23 protein-coding genes are annotated in these 25,918 nt (G+C 61.3%); 11 read left to right on the plus strand and 12 right to left on the minus strand.

Annotated elements, in window-relative coordinates; translation table 11 throughout:
- Window positions 1-77 precede the first annotated feature (77 nt).
- The 5 genes from AC07V4_RS02260 (at window position 78) to AC07V4_RS02280 (ending at window position 5,714) form a co-directional block, all read left to right on the plus strand.
- Window positions 78-1,142 (plus strand): putative 2-aminoethylphosphonate ABC transporter ATP-binding protein, encoded by a 1,065-nt coding sequence (locus AC07V4_RS02260; RefSeq protein ID WP_178920007.1) that lies wholly within the window; start codon window positions 78-80, stop codon window positions 1,140-1,142.
- Window position 1,143: 1 nt separating this feature from the next.
- Window positions 1,144-2,856 (plus strand): putative 2-aminoethylphosphonate ABC transporter permease subunit, encoded by a 1,713-nt coding sequence (locus AC07V4_RS02265; protein WP_492634990.1) that lies wholly within the window; start codon window positions 1,144-1,146, stop codon window positions 2,854-2,856.
- A gap of 22 nt (window positions 2,857-2,878) precedes the next feature.
- The gene (locus AC07V4_RS02270) at window positions 2,879-3,901 is read left to right on the plus strand and encodes a putative 2-aminoethylphosphonate ABC transporter substrate-binding protein (protein WP_431753664.1); all 1,023 of its coding nucleotides are present in this window, start codon (window positions 2,879-2,881) and stop codon (window positions 3,899-3,901) included.
- Window positions 3,902-4,026: 125 nt separating this feature from the next.
- Window positions 4,027-5,160, plus strand: a complete 1,134-nt coding sequence (locus AC07V4_RS02275; RefSeq protein ID WP_492634989.1) for a TIGR03364 family FAD-dependent oxidoreductase — start codon at window positions 4,027-4,029, stop codon at window positions 5,158-5,160.
- Window positions 5,160-5,714 (plus strand): phosphonate degradation HD-domain oxygenase, encoded by a 555-nt coding sequence (locus AC07V4_RS02280; protein WP_492634988.1) that lies wholly within the window; start codon window positions 5,160-5,162, stop codon window positions 5,712-5,714. Before AC07V4_RS02275 ends, AC07V4_RS02280 begins: the two co-directional genes overlap by 1 nt.
- Here AC07V4_RS02280 and AC07V4_RS02285 read toward each other — a convergent pair.
- Together AC07V4_RS02285 and AC07V4_RS02290 are read right to left on the minus strand one after the other, a co-directional pair.
- Window positions 5,711-7,078: a GTPase/DUF3482 domain-containing protein gene (locus AC07V4_RS02285; protein WP_492634987.1), complete on the minus strand. Its 1,368-nt coding sequence runs from the start codon at window positions 7,076-7,078 to the stop codon at window positions 5,711-5,713. The two genes, AC07V4_RS02280 and AC07V4_RS02285, sit on opposite strands and share 4 nt — an antisense overlap.
- Window positions 7,071-8,450 carry a DUF2868 domain-containing protein gene (locus AC07V4_RS02290; protein ID WP_492634986.1) on the minus strand — a complete coding sequence of 460 codons (1,380 nt, stop codon included), beginning with the start codon at window positions 8,448-8,450 and terminating at the stop codon, window positions 7,071-7,073. The genes AC07V4_RS02285 and AC07V4_RS02290 overlap by 8 nt, the downstream gene beginning before the upstream one ends.
- Before the next feature lie 69 nt (window positions 8,451-8,519).
- Here AC07V4_RS02290 and AC07V4_RS02295 point away from each other — a divergent pair, with 69 nt between their 5' ends.
- The gene (locus tag AC07V4_RS02295; RefSeq protein WP_492634985.1) at window positions 8,520-9,032 is read left to right on the plus strand and encodes a dihydrofolate reductase; all 513 of its coding nucleotides are present in this window, start codon (window positions 8,520-8,522) and stop codon (window positions 9,030-9,032) included.
- An 85-nt stretch (window positions 9,033-9,117) separates the two neighbouring features.
- Here the strand turns inward: AC07V4_RS02295 and AC07V4_RS02300 are convergent, their stop codons facing one another.
- Complete coding sequence (locus tag AC07V4_RS02300) at window positions 9,118-10,509, minus strand: L-cystine transporter (RefSeq protein WP_492634984.1); 1,392 nt, start codon at window positions 10,507-10,509, stop codon at window positions 9,118-9,120.
- A 241-nt stretch (window positions 10,510-10,750) separates the two neighbouring features.
- Between AC07V4_RS02300 and AC07V4_RS02305 the strand changes: the two genes are divergently transcribed.
- Window positions 10,751-11,809 (plus strand): HAD family hydrolase, encoded by a 1,059-nt coding sequence (locus AC07V4_RS02305; RefSeq protein ID WP_492634983.1) that lies wholly within the window; start codon window positions 10,751-10,753, stop codon window positions 11,807-11,809.
- Window positions 11,810-11,933: 124 nt separating this feature from the next.
- Here the strand turns inward: AC07V4_RS02305 and ilvD are convergent, their stop codons facing one another.
- From ilvD to AC07V4_RS02320, 3 genes are all read right to left on the minus strand, one after another.
- Window positions 11,934-13,775 (minus strand): dihydroxy-acid dehydratase, encoded by a 1,842-nt coding sequence (gene ilvD, locus AC07V4_RS02310; protein ID WP_492634982.1) that lies wholly within the window; start codon window positions 13,773-13,775, stop codon window positions 11,934-11,936.
- Window positions 13,776-14,038: 263 nt separating this feature from the next.
- On the minus strand, window positions 14,039-15,238 hold the full coding sequence (locus AC07V4_RS02315; protein ID WP_492634981.1) for an MFS transporter: 1,200 nt from the start codon (window positions 15,236-15,238) through the stop codon (window positions 14,039-14,041).
- A 138-nt stretch (window positions 15,239-15,376) separates the two neighbouring features.
- Window positions 15,377-16,573, minus strand: a complete 1,197-nt coding sequence (locus tag AC07V4_RS02320) for a class I SAM-dependent rRNA methyltransferase (protein WP_003195152.1) — start codon at window positions 16,571-16,573, stop codon at window positions 15,377-15,379.
- Between the two features lie 266 nt (window positions 16,574-16,839).
- On the opposite strand from AC07V4_RS02320, the gene AC07V4_RS02325 reads away from it, so the two are divergent.
- Window positions 16,840-17,652 carry an HDOD domain-containing protein gene (locus tag AC07V4_RS02325; RefSeq protein WP_492635286.1) on the plus strand — a complete coding sequence of 271 codons (813 nt, stop codon included), beginning with the start codon at window positions 16,840-16,842 and terminating at the stop codon, window positions 17,650-17,652.
- A 21-nt stretch (window positions 17,653-17,673) separates the two neighbouring features.
- Window positions 17,674-18,486: a bifunctional DNA-formamidopyrimidine glycosylase/DNA-(apurinic or apyrimidinic site) lyase gene (mutM, locus tag AC07V4_RS02330; RefSeq protein WP_492634980.1), complete on the plus strand. Its 813-nt coding sequence runs from the start codon at window positions 17,674-17,676 to the stop codon at window positions 18,484-18,486.
- Between the two features lie 103 nt (window positions 18,487-18,589).
- On the opposite strand, the gene AC07V4_RS02335 is transcribed toward mutM, so the two are convergent.
- The 5 genes from AC07V4_RS02335 to AC07V4_RS02355 form a co-directional block, all read right to left on the minus strand.
- Window positions 18,590-18,841, minus strand: a complete 252-nt coding sequence (locus AC07V4_RS02335) for a YfhL family 4Fe-4S dicluster ferredoxin (RefSeq protein WP_017139475.1) — start codon at window positions 18,839-18,841, stop codon at window positions 18,590-18,592.
- Window positions 18,842-18,943: 102 nt separating this feature from the next.
- A complete protein-coding gene (gene coaD / locus AC07V4_RS02340) occupies window positions 18,944-19,423 on the minus strand; it encodes a pantetheine-phosphate adenylyltransferase (protein WP_003176711.1) in 480 nt (159 codons plus the stop codon).
- A 103-nt stretch (window positions 19,424-19,526) separates the two neighbouring features.
- Window positions 19,527-21,122 carry a GMC family oxidoreductase gene (locus AC07V4_RS02345; RefSeq protein ID WP_492634979.1) on the minus strand — a complete coding sequence of 532 codons (1,596 nt, stop codon included), beginning with the start codon at window positions 21,120-21,122 and terminating at the stop codon, window positions 19,527-19,529.
- 60 nt (window positions 21,123-21,182) lie between these two features.
- Window positions 21,183-21,728 carry a twin-arginine translocation pathway signal protein gene (locus tag AC07V4_RS02350; protein ID WP_492634978.1) on the minus strand — a complete coding sequence of 182 codons (546 nt, stop codon included), beginning with the start codon at window positions 21,726-21,728 and terminating at the stop codon, window positions 21,183-21,185.
- Window positions 21,729-21,756: 28 nt separating this feature from the next.
- Window positions 21,757-23,184 (minus strand): coniferyl aldehyde dehydrogenase, encoded by a 1,428-nt coding sequence (locus AC07V4_RS02355; protein ID WP_492634977.1) that lies wholly within the window; start codon window positions 23,182-23,184, stop codon window positions 21,757-21,759.
- 145 nt (window positions 23,185-23,329) lie between these two features.
- Here AC07V4_RS02355 and AC07V4_RS02360 point away from each other — a divergent pair, with 145 nt between their 5' ends.
- Both AC07V4_RS02360 and AC07V4_RS02365 read left to right on the plus strand, forming a co-directional pair.
- The gene (locus tag AC07V4_RS02360) at window positions 23,330-24,001 is read left to right on the plus strand and encodes a TetR/AcrR family transcriptional regulator (protein ID WP_492634976.1); all 672 of its coding nucleotides are present in this window, start codon (window positions 23,330-23,332) and stop codon (window positions 23,999-24,001) included.
- A gap of 33 nt (window positions 24,002-24,034) precedes the next feature.
- Window positions 24,035-24,889, plus strand: coding sequence for a sulfurtransferase (locus tag AC07V4_RS02365; protein WP_492634975.1), 855 nt, complete (start codon window positions 24,035-24,037; stop codon window positions 24,887-24,889).
- A 30-nt stretch (window positions 24,890-24,919) separates the two neighbouring features.
- Here AC07V4_RS02365 and AC07V4_RS02370 read toward each other — a convergent pair whose 3' ends face one another.
- Window positions 24,920-25,915: a hydrolase gene (locus AC07V4_RS02370; protein WP_492634974.1), complete on the minus strand. Its 996-nt coding sequence runs from the start codon at window positions 25,913-25,915 to the stop codon at window positions 24,920-24,922.
- Window positions 25,916-25,918: the final 3 nt, after the last annotated feature.

A 25,918-nucleotide genomic window follows, 5' to 3' on the forward strand; every position in this document is an offset into this window, starting at 1 on the left:
GCGTTTTGCCTTTCTGCCACAAGAGGTACGCATTGCCCGCCTAGCATGGCCTTCATCAGTTTGATGAGGTGCCTTCCATGAACACAGCCCTGACCAACCCCGGCGCGCCCATGACCGTGCGCGGTATCCAGAAGCGCTTCGGCGCCTTTACTGCGCTGGACAACGTGTCCCTGGACGTCGCCGCCGGCGAGCTGGTGTGCCTGCTCGGCCCGTCCGGTTGCGGCAAGACCACCTTGCTGCGCTGCATCGCCGGCCTGGAGCGCCAGGACAGCGGGGAACTGCGACTGGGTAACCGCGATGTGTCCCTGCTGCCGCCCCAGGCGCGGGACTACGGGATTTTGTTCCAGTCCTACGCGCTGTTCCCCAACCTGACCGTCGAAGCGAATATCGGCTACGGCCTCACCGGCAGCGGTCGCGATGAGGTGCGCAAGCGCGTCGGCCAGATGCTGGAGTTGGTGGGGCTGGTGGGCAGCGAAAAGAAATACCCGGGCCAACTGTCCGGTGGTCAGCAGCAACGTGTTGCCCTCGCACGAGCGCTGGCGCCGGCACCTTCGCTGCTGTTGCTGGATGAGCCGATGTCAGCCCTCGATGCCCGTGTGCGCGAGCATCTGTGTACCGAGCTGCGTCAACTGCAACGGCGCCTGGGCATCACCACGTTGATGGTCACTCACAACCAGGATGAAGCCATGTTGATGGCCGACCGCATTGCCGTGATGAACAACGGCAAGGTTGAGCAATACGCCACGCCCCAGGAAATCTACGACCGTCCGGCCACGCCGTTCGTGGCGGAGTTCGTCGGCCAAGGCAACTGGCTGCCGTTCAGCCGCAACAGCGCCAGCCACGCCCAGGTTGGCGGGATGAACATGCGCCTGGCCGACGATGCCGGCGTGGCCAAGTCCGGCCGTCTGTTCTGCCGCCCGGAAGCGATCAGCGTCAACCCACCGGTGCATGAAGAGAACCTGTTCCCGGCCAAGGTCCGAGAGATCACCTTCCTCGGCAACCGTTGCCGCATGAGCTTCGAGCTGGAGCAACTGCCGGGCCACCCACTGCTGGCCGAGCTGGCGCCGGAAGCCATGCCGCGCCTGGGCGCCCAGGACATCTGGGTGGCCTTGCCGCCGCGTAGCCTGCAGGTGTTTGCCTGAGATGGCCGTAGTCATGACCTTGCCTGTACCGCGTCAGGCGTCCCGTGCCGAGCTGGGCGACCGCCTCTTTGTGGTGGGTGGCAAACTGCTCTGGCTGTGCCTGCTGGGCGTGGCCGTATTGTTGCCATTGCTGGCGATCTTTTGGCGTGGTTTCAGCAGCGAAGCCGGGCAGGGCGGTGGTTTAGTCGCCGCGCGGGAACTGGTGACCAGCGACAACTTCCACTGGTTACTGGGCAATAGCCTGAAAGTGTCCCTCAGCGTAGCGGCCATCGTCGTACCGCTGGCTTATCTGTTTGCCTACGCCCTGCAACGCACGCTGATTCCCGGCAAAGCCATTTGGCGCGGCATGTCGCTGTTGCCATTGATGGCGCCGTCGATGCTGCCGGGCATTGCATTGGTCTACCTGTTCGGCAACCAGGGCATGTTGCGGGGGTTGCTCTCGGACAACATCTACGGCTTTTGGGGCATTGTGCTGGGCGAGGTGATCTACACCTTCCCACATGCTTTGATGATTTTGCTGTCGGCGCTGTCCCTGGCGGATGCGCGTTTGTTCGATGCCGCGTCCAGCATGGGCGCCAGCCCCTCTCGGGCGTTTCGCAGCATTACCTGGCCAGCCACGCGCCAGGCCGTATTCGCTGCGTTTTGCCTGGTGTTCACCCTGACCATCACCGACTTCGGTGTGCCCGTTGTCGTCGGTGGGGATTACCAAGTGCTGGCGCTGGAAGCCTACAAGGCGGTGGTCGGCCAGCAGCAGTTCGGTCGCGGCGCGTTGATCGGCATGGTGTTGCTGCTGCCGGCGCTGTTCAGCTTTGGGGTCGATGCCTGGCTGCGTCGCCGTCATGGCGACTCCATGAGCGGTCGCGCCCAGGTCTTCCAACCGGCGCCATCGCGTTTGCGGGATAACTGCTACCTGGCCATCGTGGTGTTGATCTGCGCGGTATTGCTGCTGGTGTTCGGCATGGCAGTGTATTCCTCGTTGGTGAAGTTCTGGCCGTACAACCTGTCGCTGTCACTCAATCACTACCAGTTCGAAGACACGGCCGGCGGTGGCTGGCTGGCCTATCGCAACAGCCTGACCATGGCCCTGTGCACAGCGTTGATTGGCAGCGTGCTGATCTTTACTGGCGCGTATTTGATGGAAAAGACCCGGGGCCAGAAAGGCCTGAACCTGGCATTGCGCATGCTCAGCTTCGTGCCGATGGCCGTGCCGGGGCTGGTGCTGGGCTTGGGCTACGTGTTCTTTTTCAACCTCAAAGGCAACCCGCTGCATGTGTTCTACGGGACCATGACGTTACTGGTGGTGTGCACGATTGCGCACTATCTGACCACCGCCCAGATGACTGCGACCACGGCCCTGCGCCAGTTGGACGCCGAGTTCGAAGCCGCCGCGCTGTCGCTCAAGGCACCGCTGTACCGCCACTATCTGCGCGTGACAGTGCCGATCTGCCTGCCGGCGCTGCTGGACATCGTGCGCTACTTGTTTGTGTCGGCGATGACCACCGTGTCGGCCGCGATCTTCCTCTACAGCCCCGACACCATCCTCGCCGCCGTTGCCGTGTTGAACATGGACGACGCCGGCAACGTGGGCGGCGCGGCGGCGATGTCGACCCTGATCCTGTTCACTTCGGCCGGTGTCTCGCTGCTGCTGGCGTGGGCCTCGCGTGGCGCGTTGCGCCGTTCCCAAGCCTGGCGCCAGACCGCGCCTGGCCAATAATCATCCTTGAAGGAGGTGTTCCATGTTCAAGCCCCTGGCGCTGGTCGCTGGCGTACTCACTGCATTCAGCCTGAATGCCTTCGCCAAGACTGACCTCACCGTGTACACGGCCCTCGAAGCCGAGCAGTTGAAGTCCTACAAGCAAGCGTTCGAAAAGGCCAACCCCGACATTGAGATCAAGTGGGTCCGTGATTCCACCGGGATCATCACCGCCAAGCTTCTGGCCGAGAAAGACCGCCCGCAAGCCGATGCCGTCTGGGGCTTGGCGGCTTCCAGCCTGGCGATCCTGGACCAGCAGGGCATGTTGGATAACTACGCACCGAAGGACCTGGACAAGATCGGCAAGAACTACCGCGACCCCGCCAATCCGCCCGCCTGGGTTGGCATGGACGTGTGGGCCGCGACCATCTGCTTCAACACCGTCGAAGCCGAAAAGCAGGGCCTGACCAAGCCGGTGAGCTGGCAAGACCTGACCAAACCTGAATACAAGGGCAAGATCGTGATGCCGAACCCGGCGTCCTCCGGCACGGGTTTCCTGGATGTGAGCGCCTGGTTGCAGACCTACGGCGAGAAGCAAGGCTGGCAGTACATGGACGATCTGCACCAGAACATCGGCCAGTACGTTCACTCCGGTTCCAAGCCGTGCAAGCTGGCGGCTTCGGGTGAATTCCCGATCGGCATTTCCTTTGAGTACCCAGCCGTGCAATTGAAACGTCAAGGCGCGCCGCTGGACATCATCCTGCCGAAAGAAGGCCTGGGCTGGGACATTGAAGCGACCGCTGTGATCAAGGGCACTGCCCATGCGGACGCCGCGAAGAAGCTGGCCGACTTCTCCGCCAGCCCTGCTGCGATGGAACTGTACAAGGACAACTTTGCCGTCCTCGCCCAACCGGGCATTGCCAAGCCGCAGACCGAATTGCCGGCTGACTATGAGCAGCGGTTGATCAAGAACGACTTTGCCTGGGCCTCGAAAAACCGCGACAGCATCCTGACTGAATGGCGCAAGCGCTATGACGGGAAGTCGGAGAAGGTTGCCGGTCAGTAAGGTTTTCGTTAGGGCTGATGGCCTCATCGGGGGCAAGCCCCCTCCCACATTTAGATTTGTAAACACAGTTAAGTGTGGGAGGGGGCTTGCCCCCGATGGCGGTCTTGAAAACAGGACATCATTGCATGACACACCACACCGATCTGCTAATTGTCGGCGCCGGCATCCTCGGCCTGTCCCATGCCTATGCCGCCGCCAAACGCGGCCTCAAGGTCAAGGTGTTCGAGCGCAGCGCCACACCGCTCGGCGCCTCGGTGCGCAACTTCGGCCAGGCCCTGGTTACCGGGCAACCGCCGGGGCCGATGCTCGACCTGGCACGAGAAAGCCGAGCCATCTGGGGTCACTGGGCCCAGGTGGCCGGGCTGCAGCTCAAGCGCAACGGCTCCTATCTGTTCGCCCGTACCGAGGCCGAAGAACATCTGCTGGAAGCCTTCTGTGCTGGCCGTGCCCAGGAGCACGCCTATAACGTCGAGCTGCTGCAAGGCGCGGCGATGAAGGATCTGTATGGCGGCCAGTTCCGCCATCACCGCGCCGCGCTGCACGGCAAGGACGATCAACAGTTGTATTCCCGCGAAGCGATTCCGGTGCTGATCAACTACCTGGCTCAAGAACTGAAGGTGGAGTTTCATTTCTCCACCTTGGTGCGCGATGTTGAACCCGGCCAGGTGCACACCACGGCAGGGAGCTTTCGCGGCGAGCAGATCATCGTGTGCTCCGGCCATGACTACCAAACCTTGCTGGCCGAGTCGATCGCCGAACTCAATCCAAGCATCTGCCGTCTGCAAATGCTTCGCGCGCGGCCAGCGGTGAACCTGAACCTGCAACACGCTTTGCTCACGGGCCTCAGCTGCGTGCACTACGGCGCCTTTGCCGATTTGCCCGAAGCGGCGCCGGTGCAGGCACAGATCCTGCGTGAAGCGCCTTACCTGCATGAACACGGCATCCACCTGCTGATCAGCCCAACGCCCCATGGCGAGCTGATCATCGGCGATTCTCACGATTACGGCAGCGATGCCTCGCCGTTCAATGCCGAGCAGGTCGATGATTGGATGATCGAGCTGGCTGAACAGACCTTGGGTTGCAAGATCCAGGTGGTGGAGCGCTGGCAAGGTGTCTACGGCTCACGGGGTCCGGGGCCGTTCTCGTTCTTGCGTGCGGCGCCGGGGGTGAGCGCTGCGTTGATGCACACCGGCGTGGGCATGAGCGTCGGGCCGGCGATGGCCGAGCGCAATATCAGCGCATTGTGGGGCGCGGTGTGATGAATCGGGAGCAGGTGATTGCCGAAGTCTTCGGCCTGTACGAGCAGCACGGCACGGCGGATTACATCGGTGAGCCGGTGTCGCAGATCGAGCACATGTCCCAGGCTGCGCAGTTGGCGATGGCCGAAGGTTTTGATGATGAAGTGGTGTTGGCGGCGTTTTTCCACGACATCGGGCACATCTGCGGGCAGGGTGGCGAAAACATGGGCGGTTATGGCGTGGTCAGCCACGAGCGGCTGGGGGCGGATTATTTGCGCCGCGCAGGGTTCAGCGAGCGCATGGCCAAGTTGGTGGAGTATCACGTGCAAGCCAAGCGTTACCTGACTTTCAGTCAGCCGGAGTATTACGCTCGTCTAAGTGAAGCCAGCCGCCGTACTCTGGAGTATCAGGGGGGCGTCATGACGCCAGAAGAAGCCCAGGCTTTTGAACAGGACCCGCTCTGCCATGTCAGCCTGCGCCTGCGCCACTGGGACGAACAGGCCAAGGAAATGCACGTGCCGGTGCTCGACCTTGAAGTGCTCAAGGCCAAGGCGCGGCAGGTGCTGACGGCTTAGGTTTCGTTCAGGCGCAGAGCCAGGGCCTCGACCTGTTCCTGACGCTCGGTCTGGCTGAGTTTGGCGTGGGGGTTGAGGGACGACCATTGCGGATGGGCGCGGGCCTTGTGCAAGGCGTCCGGCAACTTGCCTTCGCGCCAGGTTTTATCCTGGGGCGTGTCGACCTTGATGCTGTGCATCGCCGCGTGGCCACGCAGGTTCAAGGCCTTGAGCAGCTGGCGCTGGCGCAGGGCGAGCAGGCGCAGCACGCTGTCGTCCACGGTCAGTTCGCGCTGGCCTTTGATCTTGCCCAGCAGGCGGCTGCCATAGCTGCGCGCGGTTTGCAGCGCACCACCGGCAATCGCGCCGGCCAGGGCGGCGGCGCCCAGGGTCAAGCCGCCGACCAACAGATCCACACCGGCACCGGCGGCCGCGCCTGCGGCAATTCCACCGCCGACGCGCACGCCGAGTTGCTTGAGGGTTTCCGGGTTGAACAGGTCATCGCCCCAGCGGCCGTCCAGTAGTGGCAAGTCGCTGGCGGCCGCATCCTGCGGGCGAAAGCCGAACAACTTGAGCAGGGCTTCCACGCATTTCTGTTCGCGTTGGCGCACGGCTTTGCGCAGGTCGCCGATGGCTTGCTGCTCATCTTCGGTGACCACGCTGCGTCGGCAGGCGGCGCAGTCGATCAACAGGTCGACGATCAAGCGGGCGGCGCTTTGCTGGCGGGCTTGGCGCTGGGCTTCCTGGTCGAGAATCAACCGCTCCAACTGTGGGCGGGCGTTTTCCAGCAGCAAGGCGAGGCTTTCATACAGGCGCCGTTCGCCATCTTCCGGTGGTGCCACGCTGTCGAATCGCACCAGTGCATGCAGACCAAGACGCGCCAGGGCTTCGCGCCAGTCCGGCTCGCGGTGGTCGCTGCTGCTGACAAAGTTGAGCACCGGCAGCAACGGTTTGCCGCAACTGGCCAGCACTTGCAGCTCATCGCGGTACTTGGCCAGCACCGGTTCGCGAGCGTCGATCACATACAAACCTGCGTCCGAGGCCAGCAGTTGGCGCAACACTTTGGCTTCCTGTTCGAAACGCTGGCGTGCTTCGCTGCCTTCCAGAAAGCGCATCAGGCGCGCAGGACCGTCGAGGCGTTCACCGGGGCGATCCAAGCGCTCCAAGTAGTCGAGCAGGGCGATGGCATCTTCCAGGCCGGGTGTGTCGTACAGCTCCAGCAAGGGCTCACCGTCCACCGACAAGCGTGCGCCTTCGACATGCCGCGTGGTGCTCGGGCGATGGGAGACTTCGCCGAAGCCCACATCACGGGTCAGCGTACGCAGCAACGAAGTCTTGCCGACGTTGGTGTGGCCGACCACGGCGAGTTTCAGTGGTTTAGTCATGACCGGTCTCCAGCCAATTCAGCGGCGCGCAGTCGGCGAATGCCAGATCAAGCTGTTGCAGTGCGGTGTGCCAGTCACCCAGGCGTTCGGCATCCAGCGCCTGGCCGGGCGGCGCTTGCAGCAGCCAGACGCGGGTGGCGGTAGCGCTGCGCGCCAGTTCGGCGATCAGTGCCAGGCTGCCGCGATCCGGCGAGCGCCGTGGGTCGCAGGCGATGGCCAGGCGCGCGGGTGGGAAGCGGGTGAGTTGTTCCAGCAGTTTGTGGCGCGACTCGCGACTGTCGAGGATGCCGGCGTTCTTTACGCTGGCGGGCAACTTGGGCGGCCACGGGTGTTGCTCGTCCAACTCGATGGCTACCAGCAGGGCGCCGTCGCTTTCCAATTCGCTGGCGCCGCCGCTGACGTGGTGCAACTGTTCGGGCGCGGCGTCATTGACCCCGAGCCGTTCGCTGCTGGGCATCAGGCGTTCGCGCAACTGGCTGTAGCCGGGCAGGTTGAGGTCCAGGCGCAAGGCGGCGCGCCCGCGCTTCCAGCGCCACAGGCAGAGCAGGGCGAGGATCAGGCGCGGCAGCAGGCCGTAGACCAGCAACACGCCGACCAACCACGCGGCCCAGGCCTGGCGAGCGCTTTCGATATTCAGGGCGGAATCACCGCTGGCGCGGATCATCTCGACGGTGGGCACGTTGAAGCCTAGCAGTGCTGGCAGGGTGCCGAGGGCCTGGGTGACGGCGACGAAGGTGTCGGCGCCAAGGATGGTGGTTTCCCACACGAAACCGTAGCGGCGGGTGGCGAGCAGCGTCAGCAGGATCGCCATGGCACTGAGCAGGGCGAGTAGCCACAGGCTGTTGACCAATATGCCGACCGCCCAGCGATTGAGTTTCTGCCGTTGTAGCAACAACAACAGCGCCGGTGCCAACTGTGCGGCCTTGGCGTCGCGGGCGAGCTTTTCGCTGAGCCATAACCATAAGCGTCCAAGGCTGGCACCGTGCTCACCGGCAAACAGCAGGCCCAAGGCCCAACTGATCAACAGGATCAGGTTCAACCCGAGCAGGCTGCCCAAGGCCCAGAACACGTTGACCGGCGTCAGCCCGTTTCCCAACGCGGCAAAGGCCAGGCCGGCGCCACTGATGACCGCTACGATGGCCAGCAGCACCAAGGCCAGGCGGGCGCCTTGCAGCCAGCGGGTGAGGGCGGCGGTCAAGCCATCGCGCTCTGCCAGGTGCAGGGCGCGCTGCTGGATGCGTGTCGGCAGGTCGCCACCGGCCGTGCGGGCCAGGCGGTTGGCTTCCAGGTCTTCCAGGAGACCGGCGTGTTCTTCACGCAGGCGCACGGTTTCTGTCAGCCAGAGTTTGTGCAGGGGGGTAAGTGCAGTCACGCGCCGTCCTGTTGAGCAAGTGAGGTTGGAGCATAACCGCAGAGCCGTGGCTCTGGTATTCTCGTTGCCATGAAAAAAACTCTCCCTTTAAGCCTGATCGCAGCCCTCGGTGAAAACCGTGTGATCGGCGTCGACAACAGCATGCCCTGGCATTTGCCGGGGGATTTCAAATATTTCAAGGCCACCACGCTCGGCAAGCCGATCATCATGGGGCGCAAGACCTGGGATTCCCTGGGCCGACCGTTGCCGGGGCGCCTGAACATTGTGGTCAGCCGTCAGACCGATCTTAAGCTTGAAGGTGCGGAAGTTTTTCCATCACTGGACGCGGCAGTGGAACGCGCCGAGGCGTGGGCACTGGAGCAGGGCGTGGATGAGCTGATGCTGATCGGCGGTGCGCAGCTGTATGCACAGGGACTGGAGCAGGCGGATCGCCTGTATCTGACGCGCGTGGCGTTGAGCCCGGAAGGGGATGCGTGGTTTCCGGCGTTTGATCAGGCCCAGTGGAAGTTGGTGTCAAATCTGGAGAACCCGGCGGAAGGTGACAAGCCGGCGTACAACTTTGAGGTTTGGGAGAAAGCCTAAAAGCATCGCAGGCAAGCCAGCTCCCACACTTGACTGTGTTCACAGATCAAAATGTGGGAGGGGGCTTGCCCCCGATAGCGGTCTATCAGACTTGCGCTAACTCAGCATGCTCATCGGCATTCAGCAGCTCTTTGTCCGTCTGCCCCATGATCTGGCTGGTAATCGCCCCCGCCGTCATCGAACCATTCACGTTCAACGCCGTACGGCCCATGTCGATCAGCGGCTCCACGGAAATCAGCAGCGCCACCAGTGACACCGGCAACCCCATGGCCGGCAGCACGATCAGTGCGGCAAACGTCGCACCACCGCCCACGCCTGCCACACCCGCCGAACTCAAGGTCACAATCGCCACCAGAGTCGCGATCCACAATGGGTCCAGCGGGTTGATGCCTACCGTCGGGGCAACCATCACCGCCAACATCGCCGGGTAGAGACCGGCACAACCATTCTGGCCAATCGTGGCGCCAAACGACGCGGCGAAACCGGCGATGGATTGCGGGATGCCCAGACGGCGGGTCTGCGCCTCAATGCTCAGTGGAATCGCCGCCGCGCTGGAGCGGCTGGTGAAGGCAAACGTCAGCACGGGCCACACCTTGCGGAAGAACCGCAGCGGGTTGATCCCGGCCACGGACAGCAGCACGCCATGCACCACGAACATCAGGCCCAGGGCCAGGTACGACACCACCACAAGACTGCCGAGCTTGATGATGTCTTGCAGGTTGGAGCCGGCGACCACCTTGGTCATCAGCGCCAATACGCCGTAAGGGGTCAGTTTCATCACCAGGCGTACCAGGCGCATCACCCAGGCTTGCAGAGTGTCGATGGCGTTGAGCACTTTCTGGCCCTTTTCCACGTCATCCTTGAGCAGTTGCAGCGCGGCAACCCCGAGGAACGCGGCAAAGATCACCACACTGATGATCGACGTCGGCTTGGCGCGGGCCAGGTCGGCGAATGGGTTGGCCGGTACGAACGACAGCAGCAACTGCGGGATATTCAGGTCGGCCACCTTGCCCGCGTAATCGCTCTGGATCACTTGCAGGCGCGCCATTTCCTGGGTGCCGGCCACCAAACCCTCGGCGGTCAGGCCGAACAGGTTGGTCAGGCCAATGCCGATCAGCGCTGCAATCGCGGTGGTGAACAGCAGTGTGCCGATGGTCAGGAAGCTGATCTTGCCCAGGGACGAGGCGTTATGCAGGCGTGCCACAGCACTCAGGATCGAGGCGAACACCAGCGGGATCACGATCATTTGCAGCAGTTGCACGTAACCATTGCCGACCAGGTCGAACCAACCGATCGAGGCTTTGAGCACCGGGTTACCGTCGCCATAAATCGTGTGCAACGCCGCACCGAATACCACGCCAAGGACGAGGGCAAAGAGCACCTTCTTGGCGAGGCTCCAGTTTGTGCGACGGGTTTGTGCCAGGCCCAGCAACAGGGCCACGAACACCAGTAAGTTGAGAATCAGGGGCAGATTCATTGAAGCTCCGTTGAGAAGGCAGCCAATCGCGCGAGCCTGCGATTGCGAACCGGAAAGCTTAACAGCTTGAAATATATTGATTTAATACCGATATGGAATGGTGACTGTCGTTTTTGGAATAAGCGTTTGACGCTCAGGCACATGCCTTTGGCGTTATCACGACGTAAGCGGTCGTGCTCGGGCGATAACTGTCATACAGATTTGTTAGCGTCGATGTCTTTCACTCAGGGAGAAAACGCTTATGAAGCTCGCGCCAAAACTACTTGCCGCCGCCTTCTGCCTCGGCCTCGCCAGCCAGGCATTTGCCGCCACCGAGTTGAAGCACTGGCCGGCGCCCGCCGCCGAGCAGCTGAACAAGATGATCGCCGCGAACGCCAACAAGGGTAACTTCGCGGTGTTCGACATGGACAACACCAGCTACCGCTACGACCTCGAAGAGTCCCTGCTGCCGTACCTGGAAAACAAGGGCCTGATCACCCGCGACACCATGGACCCCTCCCTGAAGCTGATGCCGTTCAAGGACACCGCCGACCACAAGGAAAGCCTGTTCAGCTATTACTACCGCCTCTGCGAAGTCGACGACATGGTCTGCTACCCGTGGGTGGCGCAGATTTTTTCCGGCTTCACCCTCAAGGAACTCAAGGGCTACGTGGATGAGCTGATGGCCTCCGGCAAGCCTGTACCGGTCACCTATTACGAAGGCGACGTGGTGAAGACCTCCGAGGTACAACCGCCGAAGGTCTTTACCGGCCAGGCTGAGCTGTACAACAAGCTGATGGAAAACGGCATCGACGTGTATGTGATGACCGCCGCCTCGGAAGAGCTGGTACGCATGGTCGCGGCCGATCCGAAGTACGGCTACAACGTCAAGCCGGAGAATGTGATTGGCGTGAGCACCCTGCTCAAGGATCGCAAGACCGGCGAACTGACCACTGCACGCAAACAGATCACTGCTGGCAAATATGACGAGAAGGCTAACCTCGGCCTGGAGCTCACCCCGTACCTGTGGACCCCGGCAACCTGGATGGCCGGCAAGCACGCGGCGATCCTCACTTACATCGATGAATGGAAAAAACCCGTACTGGTGGGCGGCGATACCCCAACCAGCGATGGCTACATGCTGTTCCACGATGTGGACGTGGCCAAGGGGGGCATCCACTTGTGGGTCAACCGCAAAGACAAGTACATGACCCAGCTCAACGGCATGATGGCCAAGCATGCAGCGGCGCAGGCCAAGGAAGGGTTGCCGGTGACGGCGGACAAGAACTGGGTGATCGTCAAGCCTGACGAGATTCAGTAACTGATGAATGTGGGAGGGGGCTTGCCCCCGATAGCGGTAGGTCAGTTGTAGATGTATCCACTGACAGGTCGCCATCGGGGGCAAGCCCCCTCCCACATTTGATCTTCATTTTTATGAGCGGGGCTTACAGGCCGTCAAGCATCGCCTTGTTACGCACCGCACCCTTGTCGGCACTGGTAGCCAGCAGGGCGTAAGCCTTCAGCGCGGTGGTGACTTTGCGCGGACGCTTCTCCACTGGCTTCCAGCCTTTCTTGTCCTGCTCGACTCGGCGTGCCGCCAGTTCTTCATCGCCGATCAACAGGTTGATCGAGCGGTTTGGAATGTCGATCAGCACCTTGTCGCCATCCTGCACCAGGCCAATCGCGCCGCCTGCTGCCGCTTCTGGCGAAGCGTGGCCGATGGACAGGCCCGAGGTGCCGCCAGAGAAGCGACCATCGGTCAGCAAGGCGCAGGCTTTGCCCAGGCCTTTGGATTTCAGGTAGGAGGTCGGGTAGAGCATCTCCTGCATACCCGGGCCGCCTTTCGGGCCTTCGTAGCGGATGATCACGATGTCGCCTTCTTTCACTTCGTCGGCGAGGATGCCGCGAACCGAGCTGTCCTGGCTTTCGTAGATCTTGGCGCGACCTTCGAAGACATGGATGGACTCATCCACACCCGCGGTTTTCACCACGCAGCCGTCCAAGGCGATGTTGCCGTACAGCACGGCCAGGCCACCTTCTTGGGAGTAGGCGTGCTCGACACTGCGGATGCAGCCGTTTTCACGGTCGTCGTCCAGGGTGTCCCAGCGGGTCGACTGGCTGAACGCGGTCTGGGTCGGGATACCCGCCGGGCCGGCCTTGAAGAAGTGGTGAACCGCTTCGTCGTTGGTCTGGGTGATATCCCACTTGGCAATGGCCTCTTCCATGCTACGGCTGTGCACGGTTGGCAGGTCGGTGTGCAACAGGCCGCCACGGGCCAGGGAGCCCAGGATCGAGAAGATCCCGCCGGCACGGTGCACGTCTTCCATGTGGTACTTCTGGATGTTCGGTGCAACTTTGCACAATTGCGGCACGTGACGGGACAGACGGTCGATGTCGCGCAGGTCGAAATCGATCTCGGCTTCCTGGGCCGCGGCCAGCAAGTGCAGGATGGTGTTGGTGGAACCGCCCATGGCGATGTCCAGGGTCATGGCGTTCTCGAACGCCTTGAAGTTGGCGATGTTGCGCGGCAACACCGACTCATCGTTCTCACCGTAGTAACGCTTGCACAGCTCGACGATGGTACGGCCGGCCTGCAGGAACAGCTGCTCGCGGTCGCTGTGGGTGGCCAGGGTGGAACCGTTGCCCGGCAAGGCGAGGCCCAGGGCTTCCACCAGGCAGTTCATCGAGTTGGCGGTGAACATGCCGGAGCACGAACCGCAGGTCGGGCATGCGCTGCGCTCGTATTCCGCGACCTTCTCGTCAGAAGCGCTGGAATCGGCGGCGATGACCATGGCGTCGACCAGGTCGAGGCCGTGGGAGGCGAGCTTGGTCTTGCCGGCTTCCATCGGGCCGCCGGAAACGAAGATCACCGGGATGTTCAGGCGCAGGGACGCCATCAGCATGCCGGGGGTGATCTTGTCGCAGTTGGAGATGCACACAATGGCGTCGGCGCAGTGGGCGTTGACCATGTACTCCACGGAGTCGGCGATGATTTCGCGGCTCGGCAGGGAATACAGCATGCCGTCATGGCCCATGGCGATGCCGTCATCCACGGCGATGGTGTTGAATTCTTTCGCTACACCGCCAGCGCGTTCAATCTCGCGGGCGACCAGTTGGCCCAGGTCCTTGAGGTGGACGTGGCCGGGTACGAACTGGGTGAACGAGTTGGCAATCGCGATGATCGGCTTCTTGAAGTCGTCATCTTTCATCCCCGTGGCACGCCACAGTGCGCGGGCGCCGGCCATGTTGCGGCCGTGGGTGGATGTTTTCGAGCGGTAATCTGGCATGGAGCACTCCGGGCGGCTAATCACTTACTAATCAGGTGCGGAAAAGGGAGTGAGCTTCTATTGACGTCTGGAACACTCAGAAATGGCCGTGTGTCCGGAAGTTGCCACTCGCGTCGCGGGATCGCCGCTTGCTTGGGCCTCGAGCTCATAAACCCGCCGGGGGATGACTGGCGATGAATAGGCTCGATTCTACACCGCTGGCGGCGGGAGGGAATGGCCGTAAGCGTGGAGATAGTGCTTACGGGACGTGCGGATGGAAAACATCAGCGCCCGACCCTTGCGTTCGTCAGCCAACCCCAGAGGCTGAAAACAATGAAGCTCACGCCGATGGTCATCAATAGATGTGTCCCGGTTTGCGCAAGGACGGCGCTGCTGACGGCGGCCGTCAGGAACATGATGCTGTTGCCTGCCGATGCCGCCGTGCCTGCGCTGCTTGAAAACAGCAACATCGCCGCAGAAATGGCGGCCGGGCGCACCAGGGTAACGGCCAGCGCGCTGATCAGCATCGGGATCAGCAGGGTCACCGTAGTGATGGCCTCAAAGCTGACGATCAGCGTTAGCGACACACCGGCGACGAGCAGCAACCCGAGGCCGATATTGATCTGCCGAGACAGCGAGATGCGTTTTTGCAGGTGCGAGGCCGCAACGCCACCGAGAAGGTAGGCCACGCCGTACACCATCAGCACCAGTGCGTACTGGTATTCGGAGAGTTTCAGCGCATCCATGAAAATCAGCGGCGTCACGCTGATCAGCGCGAAGTAGCAGGCGAACACCAGCGCGGCGATCCACCAGTAACGCAGGAAGTCGCGATTGCGTGCGACCGCTTTAAGTGTGCCGAGGATGGACACCGGCTCGCGGTGCGGGCTGGCGGACTTCGACGGCAGGATGCAGAACGCGTGGATCAACATGCCCAATGCCATCAGGGCAAAGCCGTAGAAGCTGCCTTGCCAGTTGAAAGTGGTTTGCAGCCAGGAGCCGATCAGCGGTGACAGCGCGACAAACGAGCCGCTCAGGGTCATGTAATAGAGGCGCACACGGGCACGATCTTGTTCGTCGAACAGGTCTTCCACCAGCGCGTGGCCCAGTACAAAGAACCCGCAGCCCATGGCCTGGACGCTGCGAAACAGCAGGAAGGTCAGGTAGTCCGTCGACAGTGCGCAACCGATGGCGCCCAGGATCGACAGCGTGATGCAGCCGATCAGGACTTCCTTGCGTCCCCATTTATCCGACAGCGGGCCGGCGACCAACTGAGAAATGGAAAAGATCAGGGTGAACAAGCTGATGGACAGTGCGACTTCGGCGGTAGGCGTATCGAACCTTTCAGCCAAGGCGGGAAAAGAGGGCAGCAGGATATTGATCGGGAAAAAACTGATCAGGGAGATGCAGGTGATTAGGATAAAGCGGGACAGTTGTTGGCGCTTTATCTCGCCACTGATGGGGGGCGAGCAGGTGGACTCAGACATTGTTTTTGTTTTCCGGAGTAAAACCAGAAACCGATACTAGTCTGTGAAAAATGGAATTCAATCAAAAGTAACGTGGGCAGCTTCCCGGATCACCTGTAGGAACCGGCAAGCCGGCTCCTACAGGTGATCCGGTGTTACTTAGCTATTCGGCAACAACCGGCAAGTAATGCTCTTGATGTAGCGCGTCTCGGCAATCGCCGGGTGCACCGGATGATCCGGGCCTTGGCCACCGCGCTCCAGCATCTGGATATTGCGGTCCAGATGGCGGGCGCTGGTCAGCAGGATATTTTGCAGATCGTCTTCCGGCAGGTGCATGGAGCACGACGCGCTGACGAGGATGCCGTCCTTGCTGAGCAGGCGCATGGCTTGTTCGTTGAGGCGGCGATAGGCGCCTTCGCCGTTTTTCATGTCTTTCTTGCGTTTGATGAAGGCCGGTGGGTCGGCGACGATCACGTCGAAGCGTTCTTCGCTGGCCTTCAATTCTTTCAACGCCTCGAAGACGTCGCCTTCGATGCACGTCATCTTCTCGGCGAAGCCGTTCAGTGCAGCGTTGCGCTCCACGCCGTCGAGGGCGAAGGCGGAGGCGTCGACGCAGAACACTTCACTGGCGCCGAAAGCAGCAGCCTGCACGCCCCAACCGCCGATGTAGCTGTACAGGTCGAGTACGCGCTTGCCTTTGGCGTATGGGGCCAGGCGTGCACGGTTCATGCGGTGGTCGTAGAACCAGCCGGTCTTCTGGCCCTGGATCACCGGGGCTTCGAATTTCACGCCGTTTTCTTCCAGCGCAACCCACTCCGGCACCAGGCCGAACACGGTTTCAACGTAGCGATTGAGGCCTTCGGCATCGCGCGCGGCGGAGTCGTTCTTGAACAGGATGCCGCTTGGCTTGAGCACTTGGGTCAGCGCAGCGATCACGTCTTCCTTATGGGCTTCCATGGTCGCCGAAGCGATCTGCACCACCAGGATGTCGCCGAAACGATCGACTACCAGGCCCGGCAGCAGGTCGGAATCGCCGTAGACCAGGCGATAGAACGGTTTGTCGAACAGGCGATCACGCAGGGACAGGGCGACGTTCAGGCGATGCACCAGCAGCGACTTGTCCAGCGGCAACTTGATGTCGCGCGACAGCAGGCGGGCGCAGATCAGGTTGTTCGGGCTCATGGCCACGATGCCCAGGGTCTTGCCGCCGGCCGCTTCCAGGATGGCCTGGTCGCCTGCCTGGAAGCCGTGAAGTGGGGTGGCGGCCACATCGATTTCGTTGCTGTAGACCCACAGGTGGCCGTTGCGCAAACGACGATCGGCGTTGGCTTTGAGACGCAGGCTTGGCAGGGACATGACGTCGCTCCGGAAAAAAGAGCGGGAGTATACCCTTTGCGGGCCGATTCATGTGGGAGCTGGCTTGCCTGCGATGCAGACGGCGCGGTGTATCTGACGTACGGCGGTGATGCTATCGCAGGCAAGCCAGCTCCCACATTTGATCGGGTTTTGAGGTGTCGGTCAGCTTCGCATAGAGGTTAGAATCCCCGCCTAGCCCAGAGTGTGTACTTATGTCCCAAGAGCTTTCTCCCGAACAGATCCAGCAGGCCCTGCAAGGCATCAGCGTGCCGCCTCAACCGCAAATCATGGTGGATTTGCAGATGGAGCAGTACATGCCCGACCCGGACCTGGAAGTGATCGCACGGTTGATCGCCCAGGACCCCGGCCTGTCCGGCGCACTGCTGAAAATCGTCAACTCGCCGTATTACGGCTTGAGCAACAAGATCGCTTCGATCCAGCGCGCGGTGAACCTGCTGGGCAGCCGTTCGATCATCAACTTGATCAACGCGCAGTCGATCAAGGGTGAGATGAGTGATGACACTATCGTCACCCTCAACCGTTTCTGGGACACCGCCCAGGATGTGGCCATGACCTGCCTGACCCTGGCCAAGCGCACCGGTTCGCAAGCCATCGACGAGGCGTATGCCTTGGGTCTGTTCCACGATTGTGGCGTGCCGTTGATGCTCAAGCGCTTTCCCAACTACATGACGGTGCTGGAAGAGGCTTACGCCAACGCCGGCCCGGATTGTCGCGTGGTCGACACCGAGAACAACGCGTTCAACACCAACCATGCAGTGGTCGGCTACTACACCGCCAAATCCTGGCGCCTGCCGGAGCATGTGACCGACGCCATCGCCAACCACCACAATGCCTTGGCGATTTTCAGCGATGAGTCATCGCGCAACCCGCAACTGAAAAACCTGCTGGCGATCCTGAAAATGGCCGAGCACATTTGCTCGTCATACCGCGTGCTGGGCAACCAGGCGGTGGACCATGAGTGGAATGCCATCGGCCATTTGGTGCTGGATTACGTGGGCCTGTCGGACTACGACTTCGAAAGCATGAAATTGTCGATCCGCGAGCTGGGCGCCCACTAAACCTGTCTTCAAGAGGTCCACATGCCCGAGTTACCCGAAGTCGAAACCACCCGCCGCGGGATTGCGCCGCATCTGGAAGGCCAGCGCGTCAGCCGTGTGGTAGTGCGTGAACGACGCCTGCGCTGGCCGATCCCGGAAGACTTGGATGTGCGCCTGTCCGGGCAGCGCATCGTGCTAGTGGAGCGGCGGGCCAAGTACCTGTTGATCAACGCTGAAGTGGGTACCCTGATCAGCCACTTGGGCATGTCGGGCAACCTTCGCCTGGTGGAGGTCGGCCTGCCGGCGCTCAAGCATGAGCATGTGGACATCGAACTCGAATCCGGCCTGGCGCTGCGCTACACCGACCCGCGACGCTTCGGCGCGATGCTGTGGAGCCAGGACCCGTACAACCATGAGCTGCTGATTCGCCTCGGGCCGGAGCCTTTGACCGACCTGTTTGATGGTGATCGCCTGTTCAAACTGTCCCGTGGGCGCTCGATGGCGGTGAAACCGTACATCATGGACAACGCGGTGGTGGTAGGTGTGGGCAATATCTATGCGACGGAAGCGCTGTTCGCGGCGGGGATTGACCCGCGCCGAGAGGTCGGCGGCATTTCACGGGCGCGGTACTTGAAGCTGGCGATTGAGATCAAACGTGTACTGGCGGCTGCCATCGAGCGAGGCGGCACCACATTGCGCGACTTTATCGGTGGCGATGGGCAACCGGGGTATTTCCAGCAGGAGTTGTTCGTCTACGGCCGGGGCGGTGAGGCGTGCAAAGTCTGCGGGACCGAGTTGCGCAATGTGGTGTTGGGGCAGCGGGCGAGTGTGTTTTGCCCCAAATGCCAGAGCTGATCTTGTGTGATGGCTGATATCGCCATCGCAGGCAAGCCAGCTCCCACATTTGGATGGGTGAATACGTTCAAGTGTGGGAGCTGGCTTGCCTGCGATGAGGCCCTTAAGCCTTACCGGTAATCAACCGATACTTGGCCATCAGCTGCTCTTCCGTCTCCGGATGGGCTTCATCCAGCGGAATGCAATCCACCGGGCACACTTGCTGGCATTGAGGCTCGTCGTAGTGGCCGACACACTGGGTGCACAGGTTGGGGTCGATCACGTAGATCTCCTCACCCTGGGAAATCGCAGCGTTCGGGCACTCGGGTTCGCAGACGTCGCAATTGATGCAATCGTCGGTGATGATCAGGGACATGGAAACTCCTGCCAGGGCCGTCAGCCAAGGCATCTGAAAACTAATGCGCGCAATTGTGCCGCATTGGCGCCCGCAGTGCGAGCGGGCGCCGATTGAGCGGTGTTACTTCTTGAAGCGCAGCGTCAGTGCATCGGCCACGGCCGGGTGCACGAACTTGGTGATATCCCCGCCCAACGCCGCGATTTCACGGACCAACGTCGAGGAAATGAACGAATAACGCTCCGACGGTGTGAGGAACAGGCTTTCCACGTCCGGCGCCAGTTGGCGGTTCATGTTGGCCAGCTGGAATTCGTATTCGAAGTCCGACACCGCACGCAGGCCACGCAGGAATACATTGGCGTTCTGCTCTTTGGCGAAATGTGCCAGCAGTGTGGAGAAACCCACTACTTCCACGTTGGGCAGGTGCTTGGTGACCTCACGCGCCAGCTCCACGCGCTGTTCCAGGGGAAACAGCGGGTTTTTCTTGGGGCTGGCCGCGACCGCAATGATCACATGATCGAACAGGCGAGAGGCGCGTTCGACCAGATCGCCATGGCCTTTGGTAATCGGGTCGAAGGTACCTGGGTACAACACTCGGTTCATCGCGTCGTCCTGGCGGAGTCCGTTGGGGAACCGGATGGTATCGCAGCCATCCCGGTCGGCCAAGTCGACTTATGTAGATAGATACCGCGAATACCCGGTTTATTCATGCCGTTTTCAGACGTTCGGCCAATGCCGTCGCCAGTTGTGCGGTCAAGCCATACACCGACAATTGCGGGTTGGCACCAATGCTGGTGGGGAACAGCGAGCCGTCGTGGATCGACAGATTACGCAGTTGGTGATGGCGACCCAGGCTGTCGGCTACCGCGTTTTTTGGATCTTCACCCATGGCGCAACCGCCCATTACATGGGCGCTGCCCAGGGTGGTGCGATGCAGTTCCAGACTCAGGCCGTCAATCAGGCTGCGTGCCTCAGCCAAGGTGTTCACGTAACGCGCATCGTGGTGCAACGGCTTGACCGACTTGGCGCCTCCTGCGAACTGGATCTCGGCCATGCTGTGGAAGGCCCGGCGCAAACCGTCCCAGGCGTAAGGCGAAACCTGATAGTCGAGCACCGGCGTGCCGTCCCCACGCAAGCCCACGGTGCCGCCTTGGCTGTCGGGGTGAAAGCCGTCGCGCAGCAACGCCAGCATGGCGTGGGTGTGGGGCAGTTGGCCCATCTCCAGCGCGTTTTGCGTGCCATAGCCACCGAACAGGGTGCTGGCCAATCCCGGGTGCAGGGGCGGTGCTTCGAGCTTGTAGGACATTTTGCCGGTGGTGCCGTCCTGCCATTGGAAGTGGTCGGAATAGATTGACTGCGGTGCGCCGTAGAACGGGTTGATCACCTCGTCGAATAGCCCCGCGGAGAAATTCACCAGGTGCAGGAACGTACGCTTGCCCAGGCGCGAATGCGGGTCGGGCGCATCCGAGCGCATCAGCAGCGCCGGGCTGTTGATGCCACCACCAGACAGCACGTAATGCTTGGCCTTGACTGTAATTTTATGGCCGGTGGGCGCCACACAGCGCTCGTCCATGGCCACGCATTCCAGGCTGCTGATGGTGTCGCCGCTGTACTTGAGGTGCTCGGCACGAGCCAGGTAGAGCAGTTCGCCACCTTTTTCCAGGGTGGAAGGGATAGTCGTCACCAGCATCGATTGCTTGGCGTTGACCGGGCAGCCCATGCCGCAATAACCCAGGTTGAAGCAGCCGCGTACATTGCGTGGGATCACATGCCAGCTATAGCCGAGTTTTTCGCAGCCTTTACGGATCACATCGTTATTGGCATTGGGCGGAATGGCCCAGGGGGCGATGCCGAGGCGTTGCTCCATTTTCTCGAACCATGGCGCCATCTCGGTGCTGCTGTGGCCTTTGACCGCGTATTCACTGGCCCAGTGTGAGAGCGTGGCGTCGGGCGTGCGGAAGCTGGACGTCCAGTTGATCAGCGTGGTGCCACCCACGGCTCGGCCTTGCAGGATAGTGATCGCGCCGTCTTTGCTCATGCGGCCAATGCCTTCCTGGTACAGGCTGGCGTAGGCCTCGTCTTCCAACAGTTTGAAATCGCTGCTGGTTTTGAGTGGGCCTTCTTCGATCAGCAGCACCTTGTAGCCGGCGGCACTGAGGATTTCAGCCGTGGTGCCCCCTCCCGCACCGCTGCCGATGATCGCCACGTCGGCCTCCAGGGTGAGGTCATGGTCGAGGGCGGCACCATTGTGGGTTTTCCAGCCGCGGGCCAGGCCGTCGCGGAACAGATCGGGTACGGGCATAGGAATGAACTCTTCTTTTTGTATGAAGTTGCAATCACTGTGGGAGCTGGGTTTCCAGGGTTAGATCTTCGGCGGCCCGGGGTAGCCGCAATGGGCCCAGGATGCCGGCCGGAAGTACCAGGCCATGATCACCAGTTTGAGCAGCGAGCCCTGGCCCATGCGCAGCAGGTTCAGGTAGCTGTTTTCCCAGCGATACAGGAAGTTGCGGATCTGGTCCGCGCTGGCGTTTTCCCAACTGCCCCAGATTCCGGTCAACGGCCCACGGGTGATGCCCATGCCCAATACGTCGAACAGTTGCTGGGTGAGCTTGAACATTTCCGGCGACAGGTGTTGCAGGCTGTAGTCGAGTTTTTTCAGGGTGTCTTCAATCCCGCTGGCCACTTCCTGGGCGCTGGCTGCGCCTTCGAGCAGCACTGGGATCACCGCTCGAAGGAAGGGCAGGTCACTGCTGCGTAGCATGGCAAAGCCGCTGGCCGGGGTGCTGCTGGAGCAGCCGCTGAGGCTGGCGCCCACCCCGGCGGTGGCCAGGAAGGCGCTGGCACACAGGCCGATTTTCAAGACGCCGCGCCGTGACAGCGCGGGTGATTCAGTCAGGCTGGGGTTCATTGTTTTTATGGTCCCGAGGGTGGCGATATCAGCGGATAAACAGCTTCTGGATGAGCTTCTGGATCGATTTTCCATAAGGCGGGTAGATCAACTTCGCCGCGTTCAGGCGCTGTTTCACCAGTACGCCTTTGGCCTTGCTGAACGTCAGGAAGCCTTCATGGCCATGGTAGTGGCCCATGCCTGATGGGCCGATGCCACCGAACGGCATATCGTCCTGGGCAACGTGCAGCAGCGTGTCGTTCAGGCATACGCCGCCGGAGTGGGTTTCGTGGAGCACTCGGTTTTGTTCGCCCTTGTTGTAGCCGAAGTAATACAGGGCCAGTGGGCGAGGGCGTTGGTTAATGTAGGCAAAAGCCTGGTCGAGGCCGCGATAAGGCACGATCGGCAGCAGTGGCCCAAAGATCTCATCCTGCATCACGATCATGTCATCGTTGACGTTCAGCAACAGGCTATGGGCCATGCGCCGCGCCTGGCCCTGGTCGTACAGCGGAATCAGCGTGGCACCTTTATCGGTCGCGTCTTTGACGTAGCTATTGAGCCGGGCCAATTGCCGTTCGTTGATGATGGCGGTGTAGTCCGGGTTGTCGGCCAGGGTTGGATAAAACCCGCGAACGGCCTGGGTGTAGGCTTCAACGAAGCCTTCGACGCGATCTTCCGGCACCAGCACGTAGTCCGGTGCCACGCAGGTTTGCCCGGCGTTCAAGGCTTTGCCGAAGGCAATGCGTTCGGCGGCATCCTTGAGCGGCACATCGGCGGAAACGATGGCTGGGGATTTACCACCCAGCTCCAGGGTGACTGGTGTGAGATGTTCGGCCGCCGCGCGCATCACATGCTTGCCGATGCTGGTAGCACCGGTAAACAGCAGATGGTCGAAGGGCAGCTTGGAAAACGCCATGCCCACTTCGGCCTCACCCAGCACCACGCATACCAGGTCCTCGGGGAAGATTTTCGCCAAGAGTGCCTTGAGCAGTTCGCCAGTGGCAGGTGTGGACTCGCTGAGCTTGAGCATTACCCGGTTACCCGCTGCCAGCGCCCCGACCAGTGGGCCAATAGCCAGGTACAGCGGGTAATTCCAGGGCACGATCACACCCACGACACCCAGCGGTTGGTAGATAACCTTGGCCGACGCCGGTTGGAAGGCAATGCCTACGGCGCGACGGGAGGGTTTCATCCAGCCCTTGAGGTGTTTGCTGGCGTAGTGAATGCCATGCAGGCTGGGCATCAGTTCGGCGAACAGGGTTTCGTCGGCGCTGCGGTTGCTGAAGTCCTGGTTGATCGCGTTGATCAACCCTTGGCGTTCGTCACTGAGCAGATCGGACAAGGCCTTGAGCCATTGCTGGCGCTGCGCGGCCGACGGCATCGGGTTGGCCGCATAGGCACGACGTTGGGCGTCGAACAGGTGCTGGAGTTGATCCAGTGCCTGGGAATCTTGCAGGTAGGCAACGTTGGCAGACATGGCGCAGTTCCCGACTATTATTGGAATGCACCATTTATTAGAGTCATTGCTCTAAAATGTCAAATAACATTGCAGCAACATGCGGATTTATCCTGACAAGGATAGGCCGTAAGATGCCTCATCACGTGTACAGAAGCTGATCCCCATGGCACCACGAGTAAAGACCAGCGAGCGCATTGTGCAAACCAGCCTGGAGCTTTTTAACCAGCAGGGCGAGCGCAGTGTCAGCACCAACCATATTGCTGCTCATATGGAAATTTCCCCGGGCAACCTGTACTACCACTTCCCCAACAAGCAGGCGATCATCGCCGTACTGTTTCGCGAATATGAAACCTTGGTGGACAGTTTCCTGCGCCCGCCCCAAGGCCGTGCCGTCACCGTCGAAGACAAGCGCTTCTACCTGCAGGCCGTGCTGGCCGGCATGTGGCGCTACCGTTTCCTGCATCGCGACCTCGAACATCTGCTGGAAAGCGACCCGGAGCTGGCTACCGGCTACCGACGGTTCTCCCAGCGCTGCCTGACCCAGGGCAATGCCATCTATCAGGGGTTTGTCGATGCCGGCATCCTCAATATGGACCCGGTGCAAACCGAGGCCCTGACCCTCAACGCCTGGATCATCCTCACGTCCTGGGTACGTTTCCTGTGCACCACCAATGAAAACTCCGCCCACTTGAGCGCCGAAGCCATCAAACGTGGGGTGTACCAGGTGCTGGTGCTGGAGGCGGGGTTTGTCGCGCCAGCGGCCAAGGGCGCGGTGGATGCATTGTTCAAAGAGTTTTACGTGCCGTTGAATCAGGCACTGGAAGAAGTGAAGTAGGGCCTTTCCCGAATCTGTTCACAGGAGTCCGTCATGCCGCTTGCCCAACTGATCAGCCCCCAGCAACTGGCCGAGCGCCAACAGCGTGGAGGGTTGGTGACCCTGGATTGCCGTTTCGCCTTGGAAGACCCGGATTATGGGCGTTGCAGCTACGCCGAAGGGCATATCGAAGGCGCGCAATACGCCGACCTGGAGCGCCATCTCAGCGGCCCGGTGACCAAAGGCGTGACCGGTCGTCACCCGTTGCCGGCAGCGGACACCTTGATTGAGCAGTTGCAAGCCTGGGGTATCAGCGCCGACACCGACATCGTGCTGTATGACGACGGCCCTGGCGCCTATGCCGCCCGTGCCTGGTGGCTGCTGGCCTGGCTGGGCAAGCGGGAGGGTGTGTTTATTCTGGACGGTGGCCTCAAGGCTTGGCATGCGGCCGGCTTCCCGCTGAGCCTGGATGCGCCGGTGGTTGAGCCGGGAACGTTCAGCGGTGCGCCGGACAATCATCTGCTATTGGATGCCGAACACCTGCAAAAACGCTTGGGCGAATCGGACATGACCTTGATCGACGCCCGCGCCCAACCGCGTTTTCGCGGCGAAGTGGAGCCCATCGACCCAGTCGCCGGGCACATTCCCGGTGCCCAATGTGCGGCATTCAATGAAAACCTGGGCAGTGACGGCCGTTTCCTGCCGGCTGAACAGCTCAAGCAGCGTTTCGCCACGCAGTTGCAGGGCCGTTCGCCGGATAAGCTGGTGGCGTATTGCGGATCAGGTGTGACGGCGTGCCATAACCTGTTTGCCCTGAGCCTGGCCGGCTACCCGTTAGGGAAGTTGTACGCGGGGTCGTGGAGCGAGTGGATTACTAATCCTGAGCGGGAAGTTGCAACCGGCGACTGATTTGCTTGGTGTGTAAACCCTCCCACATTTTTAGCTGCGTTGTGTCAGCAGCCATTGTGGGATTCGGCGTTCGAGGTAGTAGCCCGGCTGTTTCAGTGAGCCGTCCACAAACCCCACATGTCCGCCCTTGGCCAGTAACTCGAACTCGGTGCAAGCCGACAGCTCGCTGGTCTCGGGCAAGCTGTGGGCAAACACAAACGGGTCATCCGCCGCTTGGATGATCAGGGTCGGCGTGCGGATCGCCCCCAGGTAATAACGGCTCGATGCGCGGCGGTAATAGTCTTCGGCACTGAGAAAGCCGTGCAGCGGCGCGGTGACTCGGCCGTCGAAGTCCCAAAAGGTGCGCATCTTTTCCAGCGACCCCAGGTCCTCCAGGGTTTTCAGGCCTTCAGCACGACCATCCTGTAGAAATCGGCTTTGTTTGATGCGGATATACGCCAGCATCTCGCGCATGAAGTGCTTTTGATAAACCCGCGAAAACCCTAGGCCGATACGGTCTGCACACTGATCCAGGCGAAATGGCACCGACACCGCCGCGGCGCCTTGCAGGCCCGACATTTCACCGGTTTCCCCCAGGTGCTTGAGTAGCACGTTACCGCCCAGCGAATAACCCACCGCATACAGTGGCGCCAACGGCCGTTTGGCTCGCAAGTGCGCAATCGCTGCCGCCAGGTCTTCACTGGCGCCGGAGTGATAACTGCGCGCCAGCAGGTTCGGTTCACCTGAGCAACCACGCCAGTTCAACGCCGCGCTGGCCCAGCCTTGGGTGGCAAGGGCTTTTTGCAGGCCGGCTACATAGGGGGAGTTGGATGAACCGGTCAACCCGTGCAGCACCAGCACCAACGGCGCTTGCGCGTCGTGGGGACCGTGCCAGTCGAGGTCGAGGAAGTCGCCATCGTCCAGCCACAAGCGTTCGCGTTGGCGTTCGATGTGGGTGGTCGGGCGCCATAGCGGCCCCCACAGCGTTTGCAGATGGGGGTTGCCGAGGCCGAAGGCGGGTTTGAAGGTTTCAGAAGAAGGCTTCATGAC

The organism is Pseudomonas sp. GW821-FHT03A09, from assembly GCF_059421065.1.

What these genes read in the sequence shown, in the direction of transcription:
- AC07V4_RS02285 (WP_492634987.1), bottom strand. Translation starts at nt 7,078, where the DNA reads ATGACTAAACCACTGAAACTCGCCGTGGTCGGCCACACCAACGTCGGC.
- AC07V4_RS02300 (WP_492634984.1), bottom strand. Translation starts at nt 10,509, where the DNA reads ATGAATCTGCCCCTGATTCTCAACTTACTGGTGTTCGTGGCCCTGTTG.
- AC07V4_RS02305 (WP_492634983.1), top strand. Translation starts at nt 10,751, where the DNA reads ATGAAGCTCGCGCCAAAACTACTTGCCGCCGCCTTCTGCCTCGGCCTC.
- AC07V4_RS02365 (WP_492634975.1), top strand. Translation starts at nt 24,035, where the DNA reads ATGCCGCTTGCCCAACTGATCAGCCCCCAGCAACTGGCCGAGCGCCAA.
- AC07V4_RS02320 (WP_003195152.1), bottom strand. Translation starts at nt 16,573, where the DNA reads ATGTCCCTGCCAAGCCTGCGTCTCAAAGCCAACGCCGATCGTCGTTTG.
- AC07V4_RS02295 (WP_492634985.1), top strand. Translation starts at nt 8,520, where the DNA reads ATGAAAAAAACTCTCCCTTTAAGCCTGATCGCAGCCCTCGGTGAAAAC.
- AC07V4_RS02315 (WP_492634981.1), bottom strand. Translation starts at nt 15,238, where the DNA reads ATGTCTGAGTCCACCTGCTCGCCCCCCATCAGTGGCGAGATAAAGCGC.
- AC07V4_RS02260 (WP_178920007.1), top strand. Translation starts at nt 78, where the DNA reads ATGAACACAGCCCTGACCAACCCCGGCGCGCCCATGACCGTGCGCGGT.
- AC07V4_RS02345 (WP_492634979.1), bottom strand. Translation starts at nt 21,122, where the DNA reads ATGCCCGTACCCGATCTGTTCCGCGACGGCCTGGCCCGCGGCTGGAAA.
- AC07V4_RS02275 (WP_492634989.1), top strand. Translation starts at nt 4,027, where the DNA reads ATGACACACCACACCGATCTGCTAATTGTCGGCGCCGGCATCCTCGGC.
- AC07V4_RS02335 (WP_017139475.1), bottom strand. Translation starts at nt 18,841, where the DNA reads ATGTCCCTGATCATCACCGACGATTGCATCAATTGCGACGTCTGCGAA.
- AC07V4_RS02270 (WP_431753664.1), top strand. Translation starts at nt 2,879, where the DNA reads ATGTTCAAGCCCCTGGCGCTGGTCGCTGGCGTACTCACTGCATTCAGC.
- AC07V4_RS02265 (WP_492634990.1), top strand. Translation starts at nt 1,144, where the DNA reads ATGGCCGTAGTCATGACCTTGCCTGTACCGCGTCAGGCGTCCCGTGCC.
- AC07V4_RS02350 (WP_492634978.1), bottom strand. Translation starts at nt 21,728, where the DNA reads ATGAACCCCAGCCTGACTGAATCACCCGCGCTGTCACGGCGCGGCGTC.
- mutM (WP_492634980.1), top strand. Translation starts at nt 17,674, where the DNA reads ATGCCCGAGTTACCCGAAGTCGAAACCACCCGCCGCGGGATTGCGCCG.
- coaD (WP_003176711.1), bottom strand. Translation starts at nt 19,423, where the DNA reads ATGAACCGAGTGTTGTACCCAGGTACCTTCGACCCGATTACCAAAGGC.
- ilvD (WP_492634982.1), bottom strand. Translation starts at nt 13,775, where the DNA reads ATGCCAGATTACCGCTCGAAAACATCCACCCACGGCCGCAACATGGCC.
- AC07V4_RS02355 (WP_492634977.1), bottom strand. Translation starts at nt 23,184, where the DNA reads ATGTCTGCCAACGTTGCCTACCTGCAAGATTCCCAGGCACTGGATCAA.
- AC07V4_RS02370 (WP_492634974.1), bottom strand. Translation starts at nt 25,915, where the DNA reads ATGAAGCCTTCTTCTGAAACCTTCAAACCCGCCTTCGGCCTCGGCAAC.
- AC07V4_RS02360 (WP_492634976.1), top strand. Translation starts at nt 23,330, where the DNA reads ATGGCACCACGAGTAAAGACCAGCGAGCGCATTGTGCAAACCAGCCTG.
- AC07V4_RS02280 (WP_492634988.1), top strand. Translation starts at nt 5,160, where the DNA reads ATGAATCGGGAGCAGGTGATTGCCGAAGTCTTCGGCCTGTACGAGCAG.